Annotated in this window: 17 protein-coding genes; 2 read left to right on the forward strand and 15 right to left on the reverse strand. The window is 27.8% G+C overall.

Annotated elements, in window-relative coordinates; genetic code table 11:
• Nucleotides 1-162: 162 nt before the first annotated feature.
• The 4 genes from QP548_RS05835 to QP548_RS05850 form a co-directional block, all read right to left on the reverse strand.
• Complete coding sequence (locus tag QP548_RS05835) at nucleotides 163-951, reverse strand: endonuclease/exonuclease/phosphatase family protein (protein ID WP_061427817.1); 789 nt, start codon at nucleotides 949-951, stop codon at nucleotides 163-165.
• Between the two features lie 190 nt (nucleotides 952-1,141).
• Nucleotides 1,142-1,381, reverse strand: coding sequence for a DUF1292 domain-containing protein (locus QP548_RS05840; protein WP_003448834.1), 240 nt, complete (start codon nucleotides 1,379-1,381; stop codon nucleotides 1,142-1,144).
• A 303-nt stretch (nucleotides 1,382-1,684) separates the two neighbouring features.
• Nucleotides 1,685-2,110, reverse strand: a complete 426-nt coding sequence (locus QP548_RS05845; RefSeq protein ID WP_061427815.1) for a hypothetical protein — start codon at nucleotides 2,108-2,110, stop codon at nucleotides 1,685-1,687.
• A gap of 3 nt (nucleotides 2,111-2,113) precedes the next feature.
• Nucleotides 2,114-3,469 carry a rhodanese-like domain-containing protein gene (locus QP548_RS05850; RefSeq protein WP_061427813.1) on the reverse strand — a complete coding sequence of 452 codons (1,356 nt, stop codon included), beginning with the start codon at nucleotides 3,467-3,469 and terminating at the stop codon, nucleotides 2,114-2,116.
• Nucleotides 3,470-3,799: 330 nt separating this feature from the next.
• On the opposite strand from QP548_RS05850, the gene QP548_RS05855 reads away from it, so the two are divergent.
• Together QP548_RS05855 and QP548_RS05860 are read left to right on the forward strand one after the other, a co-directional pair.
• On the forward strand, nucleotides 3,800-4,984 hold the full coding sequence (locus QP548_RS05855) for an SAM-dependent methyltransferase (protein ID WP_061427811.1): 1,185 nt from the start codon (nucleotides 3,800-3,802) through the stop codon (nucleotides 4,982-4,984).
• A 160-nt stretch (nucleotides 4,985-5,144) separates the two neighbouring features.
• Complete coding sequence (locus tag QP548_RS05860; RefSeq protein WP_003458600.1) at nucleotides 5,145-5,288, forward strand: hypothetical protein; 144 nt, start codon at nucleotides 5,145-5,147, stop codon at nucleotides 5,286-5,288.
• A gap of 46 nt (nucleotides 5,289-5,334) precedes the next feature.
• On the opposite strand, the gene QP548_RS05865 is transcribed toward QP548_RS05860, so the two are convergent.
• From QP548_RS05865 to QP548_RS05915, 11 genes are all read right to left on the reverse strand, one after another.
• Nucleotides 5,335-6,135 (reverse strand): 5'-methylthioadenosine/adenosylhomocysteine nucleosidase, encoded by an 801-nt coding sequence (locus QP548_RS05865; RefSeq protein WP_075808107.1) that lies wholly within the window; start codon nucleotides 6,133-6,135, stop codon nucleotides 5,335-5,337.
• 289 nt (nucleotides 6,136-6,424) lie between these two features.
• Nucleotides 6,425-7,591: a class I SAM-dependent methyltransferase gene (locus tag QP548_RS05870; RefSeq protein ID WP_061427809.1), complete on the reverse strand. Its 1,167-nt coding sequence runs from the start codon at nucleotides 7,589-7,591 to the stop codon at nucleotides 6,425-6,427.
• A gap of 221 nt (nucleotides 7,592-7,812) precedes the next feature.
• Nucleotides 7,813-8,250: a hypothetical protein gene (locus QP548_RS05875; RefSeq protein ID WP_061427807.1), complete on the reverse strand. Its 438-nt coding sequence runs from the start codon at nucleotides 8,248-8,250 to the stop codon at nucleotides 7,813-7,815.
• A 229-nt stretch (nucleotides 8,251-8,479) separates the two neighbouring features.
• On the reverse strand, nucleotides 8,480-8,929 hold the full coding sequence (locus QP548_RS05880) for a glutaredoxin domain-containing protein (protein WP_061427805.1): 450 nt from the start codon (nucleotides 8,927-8,929) through the stop codon (nucleotides 8,480-8,482).
• A gap of 92 nt (nucleotides 8,930-9,021) precedes the next feature.
• Complete coding sequence (locus QP548_RS05885; protein ID WP_061427804.1) at nucleotides 9,022-14,919, reverse strand: discoidin domain-containing protein; 5,898 nt, start codon at nucleotides 14,917-14,919, stop codon at nucleotides 9,022-9,024.
• 248 nt (nucleotides 14,920-15,167) lie between these two features.
• Complete coding sequence (hcp, locus tag QP548_RS05890) at nucleotides 15,168-16,886, reverse strand: hydroxylamine reductase (RefSeq protein WP_061427802.1); 1,719 nt, start codon at nucleotides 16,884-16,886, stop codon at nucleotides 15,168-15,170.
• Between the two features lie 261 nt (nucleotides 16,887-17,147).
• A complete protein-coding gene (locus QP548_RS05895) occupies nucleotides 17,148-18,611 on the reverse strand; it encodes a cobyric acid synthase (protein WP_061427800.1) in 1,464 nt (487 codons plus the stop codon).
• A 9-nt stretch (nucleotides 18,612-18,620) separates the two neighbouring features.
• Nucleotides 18,621-19,274, reverse strand: a complete 654-nt coding sequence (locus tag QP548_RS05900; RefSeq protein ID WP_061427798.1) for a diphthine--ammonia ligase — start codon at nucleotides 19,272-19,274, stop codon at nucleotides 18,621-18,623.
• Between the two features lie 9 nt (nucleotides 19,275-19,283).
• The gene (locus QP548_RS05905; RefSeq protein WP_061427796.1) at nucleotides 19,284-20,039 is read right to left on the reverse strand and encodes an ABC transporter ATP-binding protein; all 756 of its coding nucleotides are present in this window, start codon (nucleotides 20,037-20,039) and stop codon (nucleotides 19,284-19,286) included.
• 4 nt (nucleotides 20,040-20,043) lie between these two features.
• Nucleotides 20,044-21,075: a FecCD family ABC transporter permease gene (locus QP548_RS05910; protein ID WP_061427794.1), complete on the reverse strand. Its 1,032-nt coding sequence runs from the start codon at nucleotides 21,073-21,075 to the stop codon at nucleotides 20,044-20,046.
• Complete coding sequence (locus QP548_RS05915; RefSeq protein ID WP_061427791.1) at nucleotides 21,062-21,979, reverse strand: ABC transporter substrate-binding protein; 918 nt, start codon at nucleotides 21,977-21,979, stop codon at nucleotides 21,062-21,064. The genes QP548_RS05910 and QP548_RS05915 overlap by 14 nt, the downstream gene beginning before the upstream one ends.
• Nucleotides 21,980-22,224: the final 245 nt, after the last annotated feature.

Here is a 22,224-nt window from a genome sequence, read left to right on the forward strand (position 1 = left end):
TTGTCAAAATCTAAAATCTTAATAAAAAGATTAACTTAGATTTAAAAAATTAAAAACTCTAAAAACCCTAAAAACAAACTTTATTATAATTTACAATTAGTTTTTAATCCATTTATATTATACCTTATTAAATTAATAAGACAACATACTACGAATATACTGCTATTTTAATTCTAATTTACATATTACTGGATAATGATCAGAAGGATATCCCCCATCTATTTTTCTATCATCAATATTTAAACTTTTTATTTCATATTCCTTTGAGTATAGTATATAATCTATTATTTTCCCCTCATATCCTCCTTTAAAATAATGAAAAGTTCCAAGTATGTTATTTTTTATATTATCATAACATACATTAAAGCATGTATTATTTGTTTTTTCTTCCCTGATTATATTAAAAAGATTATCTTCTAAATAACAATTGAAATCACCCATAATTATATATGGAGTTTTTTCAATGCTATAATTTTTCTTCACTTCTTTTAATATTATTTTTATGCCCTCTTCCCTTGCAAGCTCACTTTCATGATCTAAATGAGTATTATATATATCTATCTTTAATCCACTTATTTTATCTTTTAACTTAAGCTTAGTACATATTCTAGGAAGACTACTATTAAAATCTTTACTTCCCTTAATATTAGGAGTTTTAGATAACCAAAACTGATTCCACTCTAATACTTCAAACTTATTTTTTAAAAAGAATATTGCATTAAATTCATCTTTCCCATTTCCTTCTCGATCTTCTCCAACCCATGAATACTCATCTAATAAATTATCCATATCATCTAACATATGAATAAGACCCTCTTGAGTACCTATAATATCTGGCAAATTGTCTTTTATTAGCTTTGTAATCCTTAAACATCTTTGACTCCATTCATTATTGTCTTGTGCTTTAAAATCATATTTTAAATTAAATGTCATAACCTTTAAATCTCTCATAATTATTAGCTTAATTAATAAATTAATTAAACTTATCCCCCTTTATTTAAATCTTTTTAAAATAAGCTCTGTTTTAAAAGTTAAGGTTTACTTAAAACAGAGCCTAAAACAATTATAATATTTATATAGATATGTTTTATAGTGACAAATTCTAATTTATATGTACTTATTTTAAATTAAATATAAATTATTAAAATTTCAAATTAGATACTTGCTTAAACATATTTATTTCCTTTTCAGATTCTACAGAATCTAAAGTTTCATTCCAATCTTTATCAAAATTAATCTTAAATAGTTCCACATGAGTCTTATCATTTTTAGGTGCCATTGCTACATATTCTGCACCACAAATTAATTTTTGTTCTAAAACCAGATATTCAATCTTTTTTCCATTTTCATCTCTAAAAGATACTACTTGATTATCATTCATTTTTATTTCCTCCTTTAAATTTTTCTTTCTTATTTATTATTTTATATATTTTTTTATTTATTCTTTTTTAATTTAATACTTATTTACGAGTATATTATATACGATATTAAATGACTATAATTAATAATTGTTTTAAACTTCATAAAATAAGTAAATAATTATATGTTCTTTTATGAAATAAATTTCTAAAATTTAAAGCTAATAATTATTTATTTAAATCCCTATTTAAAACTGATAAGACTTAAACTTTAAATAACAAAAAACAAACCATCTTAATATTTAATTAAGATGGTTTGTTTTTTGTTATTTATATTTTATAGCTATAATTACATTCCATAAAATCTGAATTACTAAAACTATAATTCCTATCATTATAAAGTAATAATAAGCTAAAAGATTTTGAAAAAATGTTAGCTTTATAACAAGAATTAATATAATAGCCATAATGCTTGTTATTATAGTTTGAATTTTATAAAAACCACTCTTTTTAGCTTTTATAGAATAAATAAACCATATAAAAAATACTAAAGCTATAGTTACAGCTATAATTGATAAAATATTTAAATTTTCAACACTTATGCTATTTGAATATTGATATTTCCTAAAATAAACATGGTGCATTACACCAGCTTTTTTATTAGTTAAATATTGAATAGCAATTACCCCAATCCATAATATGGCTTGAATTATTACTATTATTGGATATAGTATTTTTTTTATTTTATCCATGAACTATTTTATAGGATCTCCAGTAATTGATGGATTTCCACCATTACTCCAACCAATCCATCCATCACTGTATATAGATGTATTTTTAAGTCCCATTACATTAGCATAAGTATAAACCTCAGCTGCACGCCATCCACTACCACACATAAATGCAAGATGATTTTTTAGGTTTATTCCTTGATCTTCCCACATTTTTTCTATTTCATATCCATTTCTCATTGTATTATCTACATTTCTATAATACTCTAAAGATGTTGGACCATTTTCTCCTGCATATCCAAAAACAGCGCCTTCTATACGGCCTTTTTTATCATGATAGCTATAACCTGATATTTTACCTATATATTCATCCCAAGTACGATTATCAACTAAAGTAAAATCAGATTTTTTAAGGTCTTCTTTAAGCTCTGGTATAGTAGTAATTACTTCAGGATCTGCTGGTATAGTAGCACCAAAATCTCCTCCTGGAGTTTTATGATTAACCTTAGTTTCTAATTCATATCCAGCACTAGTCCAAGCTCCATCTCCACCATTTAATACTCTTACATCTTTAACACCCATGTATTTTAAAACACTCGCTAAACGATAAGCTGCCATTTGCTCAGAACCTGTAAGTATTATTGTATCATCTTTATTAATTCCATAGTCTGACGCAAATTGAGTTAATGTCTTATCATCTGCAAGCATCCAAGTTGGAGGTGGTTCTATAGTATCTGTATTTATATGTACGCTTGTAGGAACATGTCCCTTTCCATATGTTTGATTTTCATCTCCCCAGCTTGCCTCAAGTACCTTTATGTTTTTAGCATTTTCAAAAGTTTCTGGTTTATTTCCATCAATAACTTCCTTTAATATTTTAGCAGGAACTATTAAACCATAGTCTTCATATTTTTCTAAAGGAAGATCTTTATCACTAGCCCATTCTTTAATATCGTATGAATAAAGATTTTTATATCCTTTTTTTGAAAGATAGTCAGCAACTACCTTTGAATCTTCTCCATTAGCATCATATAATATTATGTTCTTATCTGTAGTTATGCCTTTAGTTTTTAAGGCTTCATCTAATTTATTTTCTTTATCCTTAGCATCAACCTTTATCCAGTTTGCAGAAAAATCTTCTGCATTTGGAATGTGTCCACCCCTAGCTTCATCATATAATATCCACCCATTATATGAATCACTTAAACGTGTATCAACAGCTATCCAAGAATTATCTTTTAAATTTTCTTGTACTTCTTTTGTGCTTAAGGATTTAATAGAAGTATTTACTTCATTACTTTTATTTCCAGAACAAGCCATAAAAGTTACAGTTGTAGATACTGCTATTAGACCTAAGGTTATTTTTTTTAATAAACTCATATTTTCCTCCTTAGTTTTATTAATTTTTATTTAATTTAGTACCATTAAAAATAATATCAAATTTATATTATTTAGTAAATAACTATTGAAAATTATTAATTTTACACTAAATTACGTATTTAAATGTATTTTTTATTATATTTTCCATAAAATATAATACTTTGTTATTTTATTTTTTTTATTAAATATTTTTATGAGTATTTTCAAGTATTTTTTGATTAATCTACTAGATTCAGTAAATTTAAGGAATTAAAGTACATTTTTTAAAAGATTTTTTAACAAATATGGGGTATTATAAAAATATAAATATTAAATGAGGTGATTTTTTTTATGGAAATTAATAAAAGTATAGTCAAATCAATTGCTGAACATCTTTCAGATAGACCATTTGACTTAGAATATTGGGATGGAGAAATCATTAAGTATGGTGAGGGAGATCCTGAATTTAAACTTATTATAAAAAACTTCCCAAGTAAAAAAGAACTTTTAGCAGATCCTAGTGTAGCTTTAGGTGAAGCATACATGAAAGGTGATATTGATATAGAAGGAGATCTTCAAAAATTCTTTGAAAGTATTATTCGTAATAAAGATAGCTTTATGAACAAAAATACAGTCTTCAGACTTGCTTCTAAAATAAAAGCTCCATCTTTAATGAAATCAAAAAAAGATATAGCACATCACTATGATATAGGTAATGATTTCTATAGTTTATGGTTAGATAAAACAATGAGTTATTCATGTGGATATTTTAAAAGTCCAACAGATACACTTTATGATGCCCAGATGAATAAAATACATCACATATTAAAGAAACTTAATTTAAAAGAAGGTCAACATTTATTAGATATAGGTTGTGGTTGGGGTTACTTAATAATAGAAGCTGCTAAACTTTATAAAGTAAAAGCTTTAGGTATCACTCTTAGTGAAGAACAATTTAAGAAAGCTAAAGAAAGAATAAAAGAAGAAGGACTTGAAGATTTAGTTGATGTTCAATTAATGGATTATAGAAATTTAGAAAAGTCCAACTTAGAGTTTGATAGAATTGTTAGTGTTGGTATGGCAGAACATGTTGGTCACGCTAACTTACCTTTATTCTTTAAAAATGTTGATTCTGTATTAAAAGAAAGCGGATTATTCCTATTACATAACATAACTAACCTTGTGGAAACAGAAGGAAACAAGTGGATCACAACATACATATTCCCAGGTGGATACCTTCCAACATTAAGAGAAGAGCTTAATATTGCTGCAGATATAAACTTCCGTACATTAGATGTAGAAAGTTTAAGACTTCACTATATGAAAACATTAGAAGAATGGTGTAAAAACTTCATGAATCATTTAAATGAAGAAAGAGATATGTTTGATGATGAATTCTTAAGAATGTGGCATTTATATCTTGCTACTTGTGCAGCTGCATTCCACTATTGGGATATTGACATACATCAAATCCTATTCTCAAAAGGAATAAATAATACTCTTCCTATGACAAGAAAATATTTATATGAAGACTAATTAATATTAAAGTCTTTTATCAATTAAGTCTTATTATAAGGTTTTAATACAAAACCTTATATATTGTAACATATTAACTTTTTTAGCTATGTTCTCAAAGAATATCTTCTAAAATTATAGGGAAAATATATATTGAAGTTCTTTTTAGGAGGTATTTAAAATGAATAATAATAAATCAGCCCATGACATAGCTAAACAAATGATTATTGATGGTGAATCCTTCGATAAAATAAAAGAGGTTACTAACTTAAGATTAAAAGAGATAAAAAGAATTCAAAGAGATGAAATAAATCCAAAGTTTTAATTTTAATAATAAAAAATCCAACTTAAAATTAAGTTGGATTTTTTTATTACATATTTTCAAACATTGATTTTAATATTGATGTTGAATTTTTAACTCCCACAGGTATAAATTCTTTATAATCCATGTGAGCCCCATTATTAGCATTATCTGATATTGAACGTATTATTACAAATGGAATTTTATTAATATATGCAACTTGAGCTATAGCTGCACTCTCCATTTCAACTGCCTTAGCATTAAACTCTTCATCTAATAATTTAACTTTATTACTATCTGCAATAAATTGATCTCCAGATACTATTCTTCCTACATAAGTTTTAACCTCTGGAACATTTTTTGCAGCATCTTTTGCTAAGTTTAATAATTTTTCATCAGCTTTAAAATCATAAACATCCATTCTAGGTATTTGTCCGATTTTATCTCCAAAAACAGATGCATCTACATCGTGTTGTACATATGTATCACCTATAACTATATCTCCTGGATATATATCTTTAGATACTCCTCCAGCAACCCCTATATTTATTAAAGATTTAACATTAAACTCACTTGCTAATATTTGAGTACATGAAGCTGCATTAACTTTTCCTACTCCTGATACAACAGCTACAACATGTTGACCCCATAAGTCTCCCTCATAAAAAGTTAAATCATTTCTTTTTACTTCTTTTTGATTCTTCATATCCTTAAGAAGTACTTCTAGCTCTTCATTCATCGCACCTATAATCCCTATAGTGTTTTCTTCCTTAGATGCTTCTACATTTTTCTTGCTTTCACATGCAATTAAGCTAAAACTTGTAATTAATATAGCTAATAATACACTTGTTGTCTTTTTTAATATATTCAATTTGCCCCTCCTAAAAGTGTTTATTCGAACTATATATTATCTTTAAATTAAATAGTTCGTTATTCCACAAATAATTATACATAATATTTTTATAATTACAAGTATTTTTTTATATTTTTTAATAAAATCAAATATTAATTAATAGCAAACCAAAAATAGAGAGGAAAGTAATTTAAAAACTCTCCTCTCTATTTTAAAAACTTATTAACTTTAAAGCTATTACGAATTTTATAATTTTCTCAAAATATTAATTAAATAAAAAACTTACTTAAATTAAAGGTTTTATTGATTATATTAAGTTATCATCTTTTAAAAGCTTATATAATGTTGGACTTAAATTAAACTCAGCCATAAGATTATTAACCTCATTTAAAGACTTTTCTTTCTTAACCTTAGAAATATTTCCTTTAGTTGCTCTTATTAATATATTTTTAGGTGAATGTGCTATATCTATAAATTCTAAAAGCTGAGTTTTATATCCTGCACACTCTAAAAGATTAGCTCTAACTGAATCAGTCATAAGTGCTGATATTCTTTCTTTAATTATTCCATAGTTAGTAAGTATAGAAAACTTTTCACTTTCTATTTGACTATTAAATTCATGTTGACAGCATGGAACTGAGAATATCATTTTACTATTCCACTTTATTGCATTATATAAAGCATAATCTGTAGCTGTATCACAAGCATGTAGTGTTATTACCATATCTACCTTATTATTATATTTAAATCCATTTATATCTCCAAGCTCAAAATGTAAATTTTCATAATTATATTTTTTAGCTATTTCATTACATTTCTTTATAACATCAGCCTTTAAATCTAATCCTATCATATTAACCTTTATCTTTTTGATTTCAACAAAATAATAATATAATATAAATGTTAAATATGATTTACCACATCCAAAATCTAATATTGTAAGCTCTTTTTGATCTATCTTTTTTATTTCATCATCTATTATTTCTATAAATCTATTTATTTGCTTGTATTTATCATATTTAGAGTTTATAACATTTCCTTCTTTAGTAAAAACTCCTAAGTCTATAAGAGGCTCTATAATCATTCCCTCTTCTAATATGTAGTTTTTCTTTCTATTATGTTCCTTCTTTAAAACTTTTAAAGCCTCATTATTTTTCTTAATTCCTAAAAATACCTTTCTCTTTTTAGAAACCTTAAGATCGAAAGAACTTTCCTTAGAAAAAGCATTTAATTGCTTATATTTAGAAACAAATAATTCTTCTACCTTCTCTTTAAGTTCTTTTTTTTCTATATTTTCATGAAAAACTTGTTTTTCAGTATATTTCTCTATTTGATAAAAATCCTTTTTATTTTTTTCTTTAAGCTGAAATACTATTTTTTTATATTCAGTATCCTTATTTAATTTATTACTAATTACTAGTTTTATGATTTCCTCTTCTGTAATCTTATCAATTGCTTTTATTAAATCATCCATTAAAACTCACCTTACAATCTATTATTAAAGTTAAACTTAACATTTTTCTAAAATAAACTTTCATCTCTGATTTTTATTAGTGTCTTTAAGTAAATTTTCTCCTTAAAAATTAAACCTTAATAAATATCCATCATAGATTAAAGTTAAATTACTATTAAACTTAACTTGCTATATAATATAATACATAAGATTTAAATATATATCAAATGTGAGCTTATAATTTACATTAGAATATCTTTTATATTTAGAACTCTATTTTCTCCTAATAACTCTTTAGCAATATAACTTAAATTGAAATCCTCTGTAACCAAATAAAATTCACTTTTTTCTTTCAAAGCTACTATAAGCAACAAGTCATTTTTGCTTATCTTTTTTCCCTTATAATAATAAAATTCACCTTTTATATGGTCAAAATTTATCTCTTTAATAAAATTTTCTGCCATTATATTATGTAATTCAATCCTATAAGGAATTAACTTCATAAAACGCTCTGACATTACTAATTCACCCTTAAATAACATTCTTTCTTTTTTTGATAGTTCCTTAAGTATTTCATCTATAACTATAATTTCATTTTCCTGTAAAATATCATTAAATATAGTTTCTTCTTTATTCCAAAGTTTTATAATAACATTAGTATCTAGTATATAATTTCCCAAAATCATCACCTCTTTAAAAAAGCTTAAAGATATTATATAAAAAATATATAGATAACAAATAAACTTTAATATTAATTTTAATGAAAATATTATATTTAAAATAAATGTTTATTTCTAGATATAAAAGCTATTTAAGTCTAAATATATGTAAAAATTTAAAATATGACTAATAAAAAGGTTTATAAAAGATTTTATCTCTTATAAACCTAATTAATAATTTCACCATAATTTATTTAGCATCAAGCTTATTTTTTATAACCCATTGATCTAACTCTTCTTCACTTTTTACTTCAAAAATTTCATCAATTATTTTTCCATTTTTCACATAATACATTGAAGGGGTAGAATCAAATTCTGGAAAAACCTTATTTATTTTCTTTCTATTATTTTGAATTTCCTCTTTAGATGTTCCTTCATTATCCAAAACAACTTCATGAATATTTACTTTGTGATTTTCTAAATAAGGAATTAATATCTTCTTTAAATTTATACAATCTTTACAAGTTGACTGAGTAAAAAGTATAATAGATTCTTCTTTTTCAGCCATTAAAATAGCATCATCTAATTTAATCTCTACTATACTACCTTTAGAAGTATCCCTAAGATAATTTCCTTCTATACAACCAACTAAATTGAATAATAGTATGAATATAAATACTATCTTTGTTATTTTTCTCATAATTTAACCCTCTCCCTAAAATGTATATCATTATATTCAAGGAGTAATAAAATTATACTTATCCTCCTTGAATAATTATTAATTGCTAATATCTACCTTGCTGTTCTAATAGTTATTGATGACTTTTCTGAAACTTTTCCATTTGAATACTTAGCTGCAATCTTAAAATTATAAATTGTATGTCTGTTTAATTTATTAAACATATATGAAGTTTCATCCACTCCTAACTGAGCTACTTTCTTTCCATCTCTATAGAGTATATATCCTTCTAATCCATTAGTTGATTCTGGAGAAGTCCATGTTACAGTTACATCTTTTTTATTAACCTGAGAAGCTTTAAAGTCTCTTACTGGACTAACTATTATTTCCTCAGAAACGCTATCTTCTACTATAACCTTGGAAGTAGCAGATTTTCCATTAGGTATTGTAGCAGTGATTAAAGCTTCTCCTTTGCCTATTCCAGTAATTACTCCATTTTCATCTACTTTAGCAATGCTCTCATCACTTGAAGTCCAAGTAATAGTATCATTACTTTCTATAGGATTTAATACAGCTTTTAGTTGCTCTGATTCATTAACATTTAATTTTAACTCTGTCTTTTCTAATGTAATAGATTCGGCACTTACTTTTCCCTCTTTTCCGTAGAATACTAATTCAGCTGCACTTGCATACTTATTATTTGTATCTCCTAAAGTTTTAAGGGCTGTAAATCTTACATATTGAGCATTAATAGTATTAAATCTTATAGGATTATATCCTCTATTAGCCAAAGCATTACCAGCTTCATTGACTTCTAGGTTCCCTGTTCTTACCTCAGTCCAATTTTCATTATCTAAACTTGTTTCAATCTTATACTCAGTAACATGACCATTTCTACTATTTTGTCTTGGTAAATAGTCTATTTGATTAAGATCATAAGCTTTATCTAACTTAATTGTTATAGATACTGGAAGTTTATCTGCAGCTTGATAAGCTGAATGCCAAATTGTATTTTCATCTCCATCTACAGCATTCTCTTTATAATCTCTATCGGCTTCACTAGTTGCATAAATAGCTTCTAACTTGCTAGAATCTATCTTATCCTCCTCTACAGTTTCACGTTCTTCTAACTTTGAAATTTTGCTTCTTAAATTTATTATTGCATCTCCAATTTCTTTTTCACTTGAGCTATTTTCTAATACATCTTCAGCATGCTTAATAGCTTCAAGTAAAGCTTCATAAGATTCAATAGTATATATCTCACTTAAAGATTCATAGGATTTAGCTTCTTCTATAGCTTTAGTTAATAAAGTTTTGTCAATTCCATCTAAAACAACTATTTCTTTTTCAACTTTATGATTTCCGTCAGCAGTAGTTGCAACTAATTTTGCTACTCCAGGATTTAATCCACGTAAATAATAAGTTGCTTTATCCTCTCTATCTACACGTAAAACTTGCAAAATATCAGGGTTTTCTGAGGCTAATCTATAGTTTAAGTTATTTGCATTATCAGGTGTAACTTCTGCAAAAATAGGAGTAATTCTATTTAAATATACTGATTCTGGAGTATTTTCTGAAAAACTTATTCCTGTTGTTTCCACTTCACTCTTCTCATAAAATTCAATTTCATTTATAGCTAAAGTATTCTTATCTTTATGAGAATCTAAAGCAGTAATTACAATCTTATCAAATTCTTGTCCACCTAATTCGTAAACAGTTGTAGCAGATGTAATATTAGCTTTTTCTCCTAAATCAAATTCTTCTCCATTTAAATATCCAACAGCCTTAACCTTTTTCATGGCTGCAATATTTATGGTTCCATTTGAATTCATTCTATTGTATATAGTGAAATTTTCTAAAGTTTTTGGTTCATTAAATTCAAAGGTCATTTCAAAAGGAAGAGTTCCCTTATCTTGTTGATCAGAAGTAAATATCCATTTTAAATCCATACGTGAACTATCATCACTACTTGTTGTTCCATCTATTAATTTATCTAATCCCATTCCTGCTTGTAATTGACTTGAGTCACCACTTACAGTAATGTTTTCTTTTGAAACCTTACTACTAGTTGGTCTTCCAGATGGCAATTCACTTTCTAAATCAACAATTTTAGCAATAGCTGACTTAGAATTTAACTTGCTATCTACTAATAAAGCATTGCTAATCTCCATATCCCAGGTAATATTTTGTTTAGCTTTTAATGTTATTCTAGCAATTGTATCTGTTCCATTTACTTTTACATTATTCCCTATATTAGTAAAGTTCACATAAACATGTTGGGTATTATCTGTATGAACCCTTGCCTTTGAAAGATTTTTCATTCCAGAAGTGGAAACAGTTCCTTCAGTCTTAATATACTCATACTTAGTAGAATCTAAAGGAATTTCTGCACTAAATGCATTAATATCTGAAAGACCTGTTCCTACTAAATCAATAGTAAATGTTTCACCAGATTTAATTTCAGATTTACTTGGTACAAGCATCATCTCTCCTTGAAGTTCTAATCCTTCTGAAGGTTTTACTCCACCTTCTAATTTACTAGAAACATAAGATATATCGTAAGCATCAATCAAACCATTGTTATTTAAATCTGCCATTGATACATAGCCCCAATCAGAGTCAGCAGTAGTTAATCCAGCATAGTTTTCTAGGAATACTAAATCTCCTTCTTCTATTGAACCACTATTATTCCAATCTCCTACAATCTGTCCATTAGTTCCATCAACCTTATAAGGTCTAAACTCTCTCATAGCCAAGAAGTTTCCTATAGATTCCTTAGTTACAATCTTAAAGTAACGAGCCTTTATTGGCTTATTAAAGTTTATAGTTTTAACTTCTCCATCAGTAGTCCATGGTGCTATATCTGAACCTTCAGCATTACTAAATACTTTTTCATAAGTTACCCCATCTAAGCTACTATATATTTCTGCTCTCTTAACAGATCCATTACCATTTTTTCTAAATAATAATTCTAATTTCTCTATTGTATATGCCTTTTGCATATCAATTATAAATGGTTTATCTATAGCACTATCTTGTGAGTGGAATTGTGATGAATCATCTCCATCAACAGCCTTACTTGGTTCATCACTGCTATATTGTCCCCATTTCCACTCTGTTTTCATATCCTTAGGCACATTTCTGTATGGATCTAAATCAGTTTTTACCTTTATCAATTCACTCCACTTAGAATGTCCATCCTTATTTACACTTCTTACACGATAACTATATTCAGTATCATAATTCAATCCTGTATCTAAATACTCATTATTTTTGATATTTTTAAATATAGTTCCATCAATTTCAACATCATAAGTTGTAGCACCTTCAACTTCATCCCAAGTTAATTTTATAGATTCAGGAGTTATATCTTCTTCTGGTGCTCTAAAATTACCTGGAACTTCCAAACTTTCATTTACTTCATTTTTATCAATATCTTGAGTATTATTAAATCCATCAATAGTTAATTTAACTTCATTTTCTTTTACATTTGTTTTATCAACTTTTACACGAAGCTTAGGTGTTGAAGTTATTTCAACCTTTGCAAATTCTGAACCTTCAGTAGCATATTTATTAAGATTTGGAGTTTCATCATAGAAATACATATTACTTCCCTTTTCAAATTCTTCTAAACTTTGCGCTTCTGTTAGCTGAATATCATTACCACCTAAAGTAACACCTAAATTGCTTGGTTTTTCACTTACATTAACTATAAACTCTGTTGATCTATCTAAAACTATTCCATTATAGTCTCCTTCTAATAATCCTACATTAATAATAGCAGCTCCTTTTCCAGTCTTTGGAGCACTAGAAGTTACCATAGTTTTAGCTGATTTTCCTTCCTTATAATCAGTTGTTAAACCATCATCCTCATAAACCTCAAAACTTGTATCTCCACTTGGATATACTTCATAAATACGATGGGAATCATCTCTTTCTTCTGGATTATTATTTTCACTAGTCATTGGAATTATTGCTCCATTCTTAACAAAGATAGGCAATTTCCATAAAGGAGCTTCAAAGTTATTTAATACTCCACCACCCCTATATTGCTTTCCAGTAAAATAATCAATCCAAATTTGCTCTTCATCTGGAAGATAAATATTATTTCTTATATCATTACCTTCTGAATCACCATCTGTATTTTGATATATAGGAGCAACTAACATATTAGGTCCCCACATATATTGATACTGCGTATCAGTTCCATAAGTATATTCTTCTGGATATTCAAGCATCATAGCTCTTATCATAGGAACTCCATTATTAGTAGCTTCATTAGCTATACTATAGTTATATGGCATCATTTCTGCTTTTAATTTTAAATACATTCTATTTATTGAAGTATAAGGCTCTCCAAATACATATGGATATTTAGCATTTGCTCCCCATCCATCCATATCTATTTGTACTGGAGTAAATACCTTCCATTGAAAATCTCTAGTTTGTACTAATTTACTTCCTCCAAATATGCCATCCATATCAGATCCTACATTAGGTTGACCTGAAAGACCAGCCCCTATATATGTTGGTATATGAAATCTTATATATTCCCATTCTCCACCATATTGATCTCCTGACCAAATACTTGCATAACGCTGAGTTCCAGCCCATCCATCTAAACTTACTATAAATGGTCTTGCCTTATCTTTTGAATTATTTATTATTCCTTCAGCAGCTTGTCTAACTGAGTTAAGTGCAAATGAATATCCTGCTCCAACCCATGCCACATCTGTTTTAACTCCATTTGTGCCAGCAACCCCAACTTCCTTATCTATATCACGCTCAAGATAGGCCTCTTGATTTCCTGTAGGTTTTAAAGAACTCTGTGTCCAAAGTCCTGTTTGAATTCCAAAGCCTCTTGCATAATCAACAAATTCTTTTAAATTAGCTATATTTCCATCTATACTTTCTTCACGTCCATATCCACAACCATAACCATCATTAGGTAAAAACCATCCAAGTGGTGTATCATTAGAAACATGGTCATCAACTACTTTTTTCGCATCAACCATTAAACTCTCTTGTCTATCAAAACCAGGCTTTTGTGTTTGAGACTCTTGTCCTGTTTCATCATTTATCCAGTCACGAGAATAACAGTTTGCATGTCCTAAATAAAATCCATACTCAGGTAACAAAACTGGTTCTCCTGTTAACTCTGTGAACTTATCTATTATATTTGTTGGTTTTTCATCAATAAAATAATAAGCATCAAAACGATTCTCTTCATGTTTTGTTGTAACTTTACCTGATTCGGAAGCTTCAAAATCATACTCACCAGGTTTGAATGTATGTCTCATAACTCCATACCCATTAGTTGAAAAATAAAATGGATTTGGACTTGCAACACCACCATCTACCCAATTATTTTCATTCTTAATATTTATCTTTTTACCCTTATGAGAGAACCTTCCATTTTGCATTCCTCCACCATAGAAATATTCATCTTCATTTGACTCAAGGGTCTGAATAGTACCGTCTGCTCTATGCTTTAAAGGTTCTGCTTCCTTCCATACAGTTTTATTATTCAATTTATTAAAAAGCTCCATTTTACCAGTTGATTTTTCTATTCTTAACTGAACAGCATTTGTAGATATTTTTATTATTTCTCCATCCTCTACTACTGGAGTAGGATTTTCATATTCTTCCTCAGTCTTATTAATTATTTTAGTAATATGGTCCTTACTATTTGGAGTTGGCTCTTCTTGAAATTCTCCTGTAGGATCCATATAAATTCTTAAAACATCCTCTTTCAAAAATGATATTTTAATCTTTTCTCCTGTACTCAAATCTAATAATACATCGTTTTCATTTTGAGTAAAATTTTCTATTCCTCCAATTTGAGAATAATTACTTTCTTTTATTTCTTTTTTCTCCTCTTTTTCGATATTATGATTTATTCCTTCTGTTGGAAAAGCATAAATTAATGTTGAAGGTAAAAGAATATTAGATGTAAAAATAGTACCTAAAGTTAAAACACTTAATTTTTTAATAATCATCTTTCTTTTCATATTTTTCCCCCTAAATTTTTATATTATTTAATTCCAAAAGGAAAATAAATATCTACTAAAAACAATAAAAATTATTAATTTACTTAATAAATATATTGTGTATAACAAATATCTTATTAATAAATAATTACGTAATCATCTTATATTTCAATATTATAAGTATATTGGGATAATACTCTATTTACTACAAAACACAAAAAAATACAAGGATAATTATCCTTGCATTTTTTATTTTAATTATATAAATATTAGTTATTTAAAAACATTTTTATATCATCTTCAACATTAGTTATTCCACCTATACCAAAATTCTCAACTAAAACTTTAGCAACATTTGGTGATAAGAATGCTGGTAATGTTGGTCCTAAGTGTATATTTTTAACGCCTAAATATAATAGTGATAGTAATACTATTACTGCTTTTTGCTCATACCAAGCTATATTAAATGATATCGGTAAATCATTTATATCTTCTAATTCAAATACTTCTTTAAGTTTTAATGCTATTAATGCAAGTGAATATGAATCATTACATTGTCCTGCATCTAATACTCTTGGAATTCCATTTATATCTCCTAAAGGTAACTTATTATATTTATATTTTGCACATCCAGCTGTTAATATTACGGTATCTTTTGGTAATGCTTTTGCAAAATCAGTATAGTAATTTCTTGATTTAGCTCTTCCATCACAACCAGCCATAACAAAGAATCTTCTTATTGCACCAGACTTAACAGCTTCCACTACTTTATCTGCTAAAGCAAGAACCTGATTATGAGCAAATCCACCTATAATTTCTCCTGTTTCTATTTGTTTAGGAGCCTTACACTTTTTAGCATGCTCAATTATAACTGAGAAATCTTTATCTGATTCTGAGTTTCCTTTTATATGAGTACATCCAGCAAAACCTGCAGCTCCAGTTGTATATAATCTATCTTTGTAGCTATCTTTTGGAGGTACTATACAGTTTGTAGTCATTAATATTGGTCCATTAAAGCTTTCAAACTCTTCTTTTTGTTTCCACCAAGCATTTCCGTAATTTCCTGCAAAATGAGAATATTTCTTAAATGCTGGGTAATAATGTGCTGGTAACATTTCTGAATGTGTATATACATCTACTCCTGTTCCCTCTGTCTGTTTTAATAACATTTCTAAATCTTTTAAATCATGTCCTGATACTAATATACCTGGATTTTTTCTAACTCCTATATTAACCTTAGTAACTTCAGGATGTCCATAAGTTCCTGTATTTGCACTATCTAATAATGCCATTCCATCTACTCCAACCTTACCAGTTTCTAAAGTTAAAGCTATTAATTCATCTATTGTTAAACTATCATCTAAGGTCTTAGCTAATGTGCTTTGCATGAATGCATTTATTTCTTCTTTATCATATCCTAAAGCATTAGCATGCTTCATATATGCTGACATACCCTTTAAACCATATATTATAAGTTCTCTTAAGCTTCTTATATCTTCATCCTTAGTAGCTAAAACTCCTACTTTAGTTGATTTTTCATCTAATATTGAATCTATTGAAATCTCTTCTTTCTTTGAAAAAGCATTTTTTATTTTTTGTAATAAGCTTACTTTTTCGTCTATTTCATTTTTATTAGAAGCATTCCAAAGTGCAGCCTCAGATAAATTCTTTTTATTCTTTAAAGTGTTTAATAAACTTTCCTTTACTCTTAAAGTTTCCTTTACCCTTTCATAGAATGTTTCATCATCAAAGTTTGCATTAGTTATTGTAGTAAATAAGTTTATAGTTACTAAATGATTAACTTTTGAGTCTATTTTCTTTCCTTCTTCTCTTAATCTAGTAGTTACTTCAGATAATCCTTTAGTTGTATATATTAATAAGTCTTGCATTCTTGCTAAATCAGGTGACTTTCCACATACTCCAAACTTAGTACACCCTGTACATCCAGCAGTCTCTTGACACTGGAAACAAAACATCTTATTTTCCATTAGTACTCCTCCACTTTATTCAAAACTTTTTCCTTTGTTATTTAAAGCTTTTATTTTCGCCTTAGCAAATACTATTCTATATCATATGCTTTAATAATCACGTAACCTAAGTTACCAATGATAAATTTTTTTTGAAATTAAGGTATTTAATTTAAAAAAATTTCTTTACATTTAAATTCAAAATACAAAAGCTAAAATCAGCAATGGCTTAAAACAAAAAAACAGTGTATTAAATAATAAAACTTAATACACTGTTTAAAATTAAGATCTAATTAGATTCTCAACATATTTCATATCTATATTTTCTTCTAAAAGTTCACAAAGCTTATCATATTGACTTATTTTATAATCTTTATAATTAACTTCATTACTTTCTTCTATGTTTAATTCTTTCTTTAACTTATTTATAAGCTTTTCTCCAAAGTCTCCCTCATCAAAGATTCCATGAATATAAGTACCAAAAACATTTTGTTCTTTGTTCTTCATTCCAAGAACATTACCATTTTGCTCTTTTAACCATATATTCTCTTTAGCTGTAGGAACACTTTCTCCATTGTGGATTTCATATCCACTAACTTCATTTCCTTCTAAATCAAAGGCTACAACCTGCTTTGTAGTTTTTTCTTTATTAAATGATGTTACTATATTTAAAAGTCCTAAGCCTTCTTCTTCTCTTATATCACCTTCAACACCAAGGGAATCAATTATTTTTTCTCCTAATATTTGATATCCTCCACATATACCAAATATTAATTTTCCTTTAGAACTTTCATTAATTAGTGCCTCTTTAAAACCACTTTCCTTTAAATAAATTAAATCATCTATGGTATTTTTACTTCCTGGAATTATTATCATATTTGCATTTTCTAAATCCTTAGGATTTTCAGCATACCTTATACCTACATCTTTTATTCTTCCTAAAGAATTAAAATCAGTAAAATTTGACATATGAGGTAATCTAACTATTGCTATATCTATTCCTTTACCATTACCTTTTCTTAATTTAATAGAAGCACTGTCTTCCTCTTCTATATCTAAATCAAAATAAGGCATAACTCCTAAAACAGGAATTTTTATTATCTCTTCTATTTGTCTCATTGCAGGTTCAAAAAACTCTCTTTTTCCCCTAAATTTATTTATTATAACTCCTTTAACCTTTTTTCTCTCTTCTTCAGTTAAAAGCATTATAGTACCAACAATAGAAGCAAAGACTCCTCCTCTGTTTATATCAGCAACTAAAATAACATCAGCATCTGCCATTTTAGCAGTATGCATATTTGCTATATCAGTTTCTCTTAAGTTTATCTCAGCACAGCTCCCTGATCCTTCTAAAACTATTAAATCATAATCATTTGAAATGTCATCATAAGCTTCCTTTACTTTTTCCTTAAGATATTTGTTTAAATCCTTATATTTATAAGCATCCATAGTACAATGAACCTTACCTCTAACTATTACCTGAGTTTTAAATCCTGCACTAGGTTTCATTAATATAGGATTCATATATTCCTTAGGATCAATTTCACAGGCTTCAGCTTGTACCACTTGAGCTCGTCCTATTTCATCTCCCTCTTTTGTTACAAAGGAATTTAATGATATATTCAAAGCTTTATAAGGAGCAACCCTATATCCTTTTTTCTTAAAATATCTACAAAAGGCTGCTGCAACAGTACTTTTACCTACGGAAGATGCTGTTCCAAGTAGCATTATACCTCTATACTTCATAAAACACACCTACTTAATATCTAAGAATCCATGAGTTTCTGTTAATATATTATCTCCAGTTTCAAAGTTTATTCTTTCTTTAAATAAAGGTCCATCAAAAACAAATGTATGATATTCTCCATTTTCTCCACAAGCATCTGAACCAGCTGCTTTTAATCTTTCAACTACATCCTTAGTTAAAACTTCACCTAAGAATTCCTCACCTAAAATGCTTAATTTTACATTTTTAATTACAGTTTTGAAGCCACTATCTATAAACTCATAAGTTAGAGCTTCTCTATCTTCTTCCCAAAGTGGGAAAATAGCTTCAAGTCCTGCTTTTTCACATTTATCTTCACACCAAGTTCTATGAGCCATTAAATCAATATCTCCAAATACACAAGCTTCTGCACCCATTTCCTCTTTAATCTTCTTTAAAGCATCAACAAATGTTTCACCATAATTTTCTTTTCCGTTACTTGCAACTAAAACTAGAGGTATATCTAGAGATTTTGATACGTCTTTTAATAATTTATCTGGTATACCATGGAACCAACTTCTTAAAACTTTTTTATCAACAGTAACTAATAAAGCTACTGGAGTATGTCCAGCCTTTATCATTCTATATAATGATAATGTACTATCCTTTCCACAACTATATGATACAACAAACTTTTTTTTCATATTGTCCACCTACTTCCATCTTTCTAATGCTTCTAGCATGAATTTTCTTATGTCTATTTTATATACATCTGTAATTTTAGAACTATTTAATAATTCTCTTGCTTTTCCACTACTATAAATTTTACCTTCTTTTATTAAAATTGCATCTTCACTAAACATCTGAACTAAATTTAAATCATGTAAAACTCCTATAACAGTTTTGTTATTTTCCTTTGTCCATTTATTTATATAATCTAAAATTTCAATTTGACATTTTAAGTCTAAATGATTTGTTGGTTCATCTAAAAGTAATATATCAGGATCTTGAGCAAAGGCTCTTGCTAAATAAACTCTCTGGAGTTGACCTCCTGATAATTCATTTATTAACTTATCCTTTTCATTTAATAATCCTACACTTTCAATACACTTTAAAACTATATCCCTATCTTTCTTACTAAGACTTGAAAAAACACCATCCATATGAGCATATCTTCCTAATGCAACTGTTTCAAATACAGTATAAGAAAAGTATATTTGAGAATTTTGACTCATTAATGCAACTTTTTTAGCTAAATCTTTTCTTTTTATCTTTTTAATTTCTACCCCATCTAGCTTTATCTCGCCTTTATATTCAATTAAATTAGCTAAAGCTTTTAGGATTGTGGACTTCCCACATCCATTTGGTCCTATTATAGATATGTTTTCCCCCCTGTTAATATTGAAAGATAAATTATGTATAACATCATTCCCATCATATCCACAGCATAGATTTTTAACTTCTAACAAAATATCACCTACTTCTCTTTCCAAAATAAAGATAAGCAAAAAATGGTGCTCCAATTAATGCTGTAATTGCTCCAACTGGTAATTCTGATGGAGAAATTAGTGTTCTTGAAACTAAATCTGTTAATACCATCAAAGTTCCTCCAAGTATAATACACATTGGAATTACTATCTTATGATTAGATCCAAATATTTTTCTAACTATGTGAGGGGTTATAAGATCAATAAAGCCTATAACACCACTTAAGGCTACGGCACTTCCAGTTAAAATGGCTACTGAAACAAGTAGTGTCTTTTTAACCTTTTTAGTTTCAACTCCTATTGCTTTTGCACCTTCTTCTCCAAAACTTAAGATATCCATTTCTCTTGTATATCTTATAACCATAAAAATTCCAATTATGAAAAATGGAATTCCAGCAAAAACATATGACCAACTTTTCATAGCAAATGATCCCATTTGCCACATTGTAATTGCTTTTATATCTTCACTACATAAGGCTGTTATAGTAGTTAACATAGCACTAGTAAAAAGTGATAATACCATACCTGCTAATATTACAGTATTGTTTGAAAGTCCTCTATCAACCTTATTAGAAAAGATAATAACAGCAAAAACAGTTAAAACACCACATAAAAATCCTATAATAGGCATAGCTAAATTTCCCATTACAGGTATTGAAATTCCAAGAACTATGTATATTCCAACACCTAATGAAGCTCCTGATGAAACTCCTAAAGTATATGGTGATGCTAATGGATTTTTTAATATTGATTGAATTATGGCTCCACTAACTGCAAGAGAAGCCCCAACTCCAAAAGCTAATAATACCCTAGGTAATCTAATTACCCAAATAATTGCTACGTCCTCTGGTTTTATACCAGTTCTAAGAGGAATATCAAAAATTTTATTCCCAACTATAGAAATAGTATCCCATATATTAATATTGGAACTTCCAATGGAAGTTCCAATACAAAGTACTAATAATACTAATGGAATTGATAGTAATATTAGTAGTTTTTTCTTTTTAGATTCCTGCATATTGCTCTGGATAAATATCCTTTGCCATTTGTTTTAATGCATTTATCACATATTGACTTCCACGTGATGATGCATTATTATCTACTAAGAATATTTTATTATCCTTAACAGCAGTTATTGTATTCCATCCTGGACGTTTAGCAATTAAATCTGTAGCATTTTCAATATAGCTTTCATTTGTTAAAATCACATCTGGATTTGCCTTTATGACAGCCTCTTCACTTGGAGAAATCCAACCTTTTTCATTAGCAAATATATTTTCTGCGCCAACTATATTTAGTAAGCTATTTAAGAAAGTATCATTTCCAAAACTATAAAGCTTTGATCCTGATCCGATTTCAAAGTAAACAGTTTTCTTATCTTTTATAGTTTCACCTATAGCTTTAATCTTATTTACTTCGCTCTTCATTGAATCAACCATTTTGTTTCCTTCGGCTTCTGTTCCAGTTAACTTAGCTAAGAAATTGATATCTTCATATATTCCATCCATACTTTCACTAGTTGGAATATAAACTACAGGTATTCCAGCATCTTTTAAAACCTTAAATGGATCTTCTTTTCCTTCCCTATTATGTCCTGAAGCTATTATTACATCTGGCTTAAGAGCTAATATAGCTTCTGCATCAGGATTTCTAAAGTCTATTTTAGGAATATCAGGATTTAATCCTTTTACATCTGCCGAATATTTATCAACACCAACTATTTTGTCACCTAGACCCAAACCTACCAATATCTCTGTATTAGATGGAGCCGTTGATACTATTCTTTCAATCTTTTTAGGTACTGTAAATTCAGTTCCTTCCATATCTTTCATTGTTACTGTTTTACTTCCACATCCAGTAAACATAAGTAATGCCATCATGGTTATCATTACTAAAGAAATTAATTTTTTTAAGTTTCTCATATTCTTCCTCCACTTTCACCTTTATAAATTCTTAAGTTATATGAAGGATTCCTATTTGATTTTATTTAATGATTTTAATATATATTTTTTAATATTGCTAAGCATCCCTTACAATCTATAAAAGCAAATCTGAACTTTATTAAATTAAGCTTAAATCATCATCAATAATCAAATTTATCTTTCATAAAACTTAACAATTAAAATCTTTGAGGCTTAGATTAATACGTAGAAAATAAAAAAACATA

The organism is Clostridium sp. UMB9555A, from assembly GCF_030222355.1.
Classification (GTDB): Bacteria; Bacillota; Clostridia; order Clostridiales; family Clostridiaceae; genus Sarcina; species Sarcina perfringens.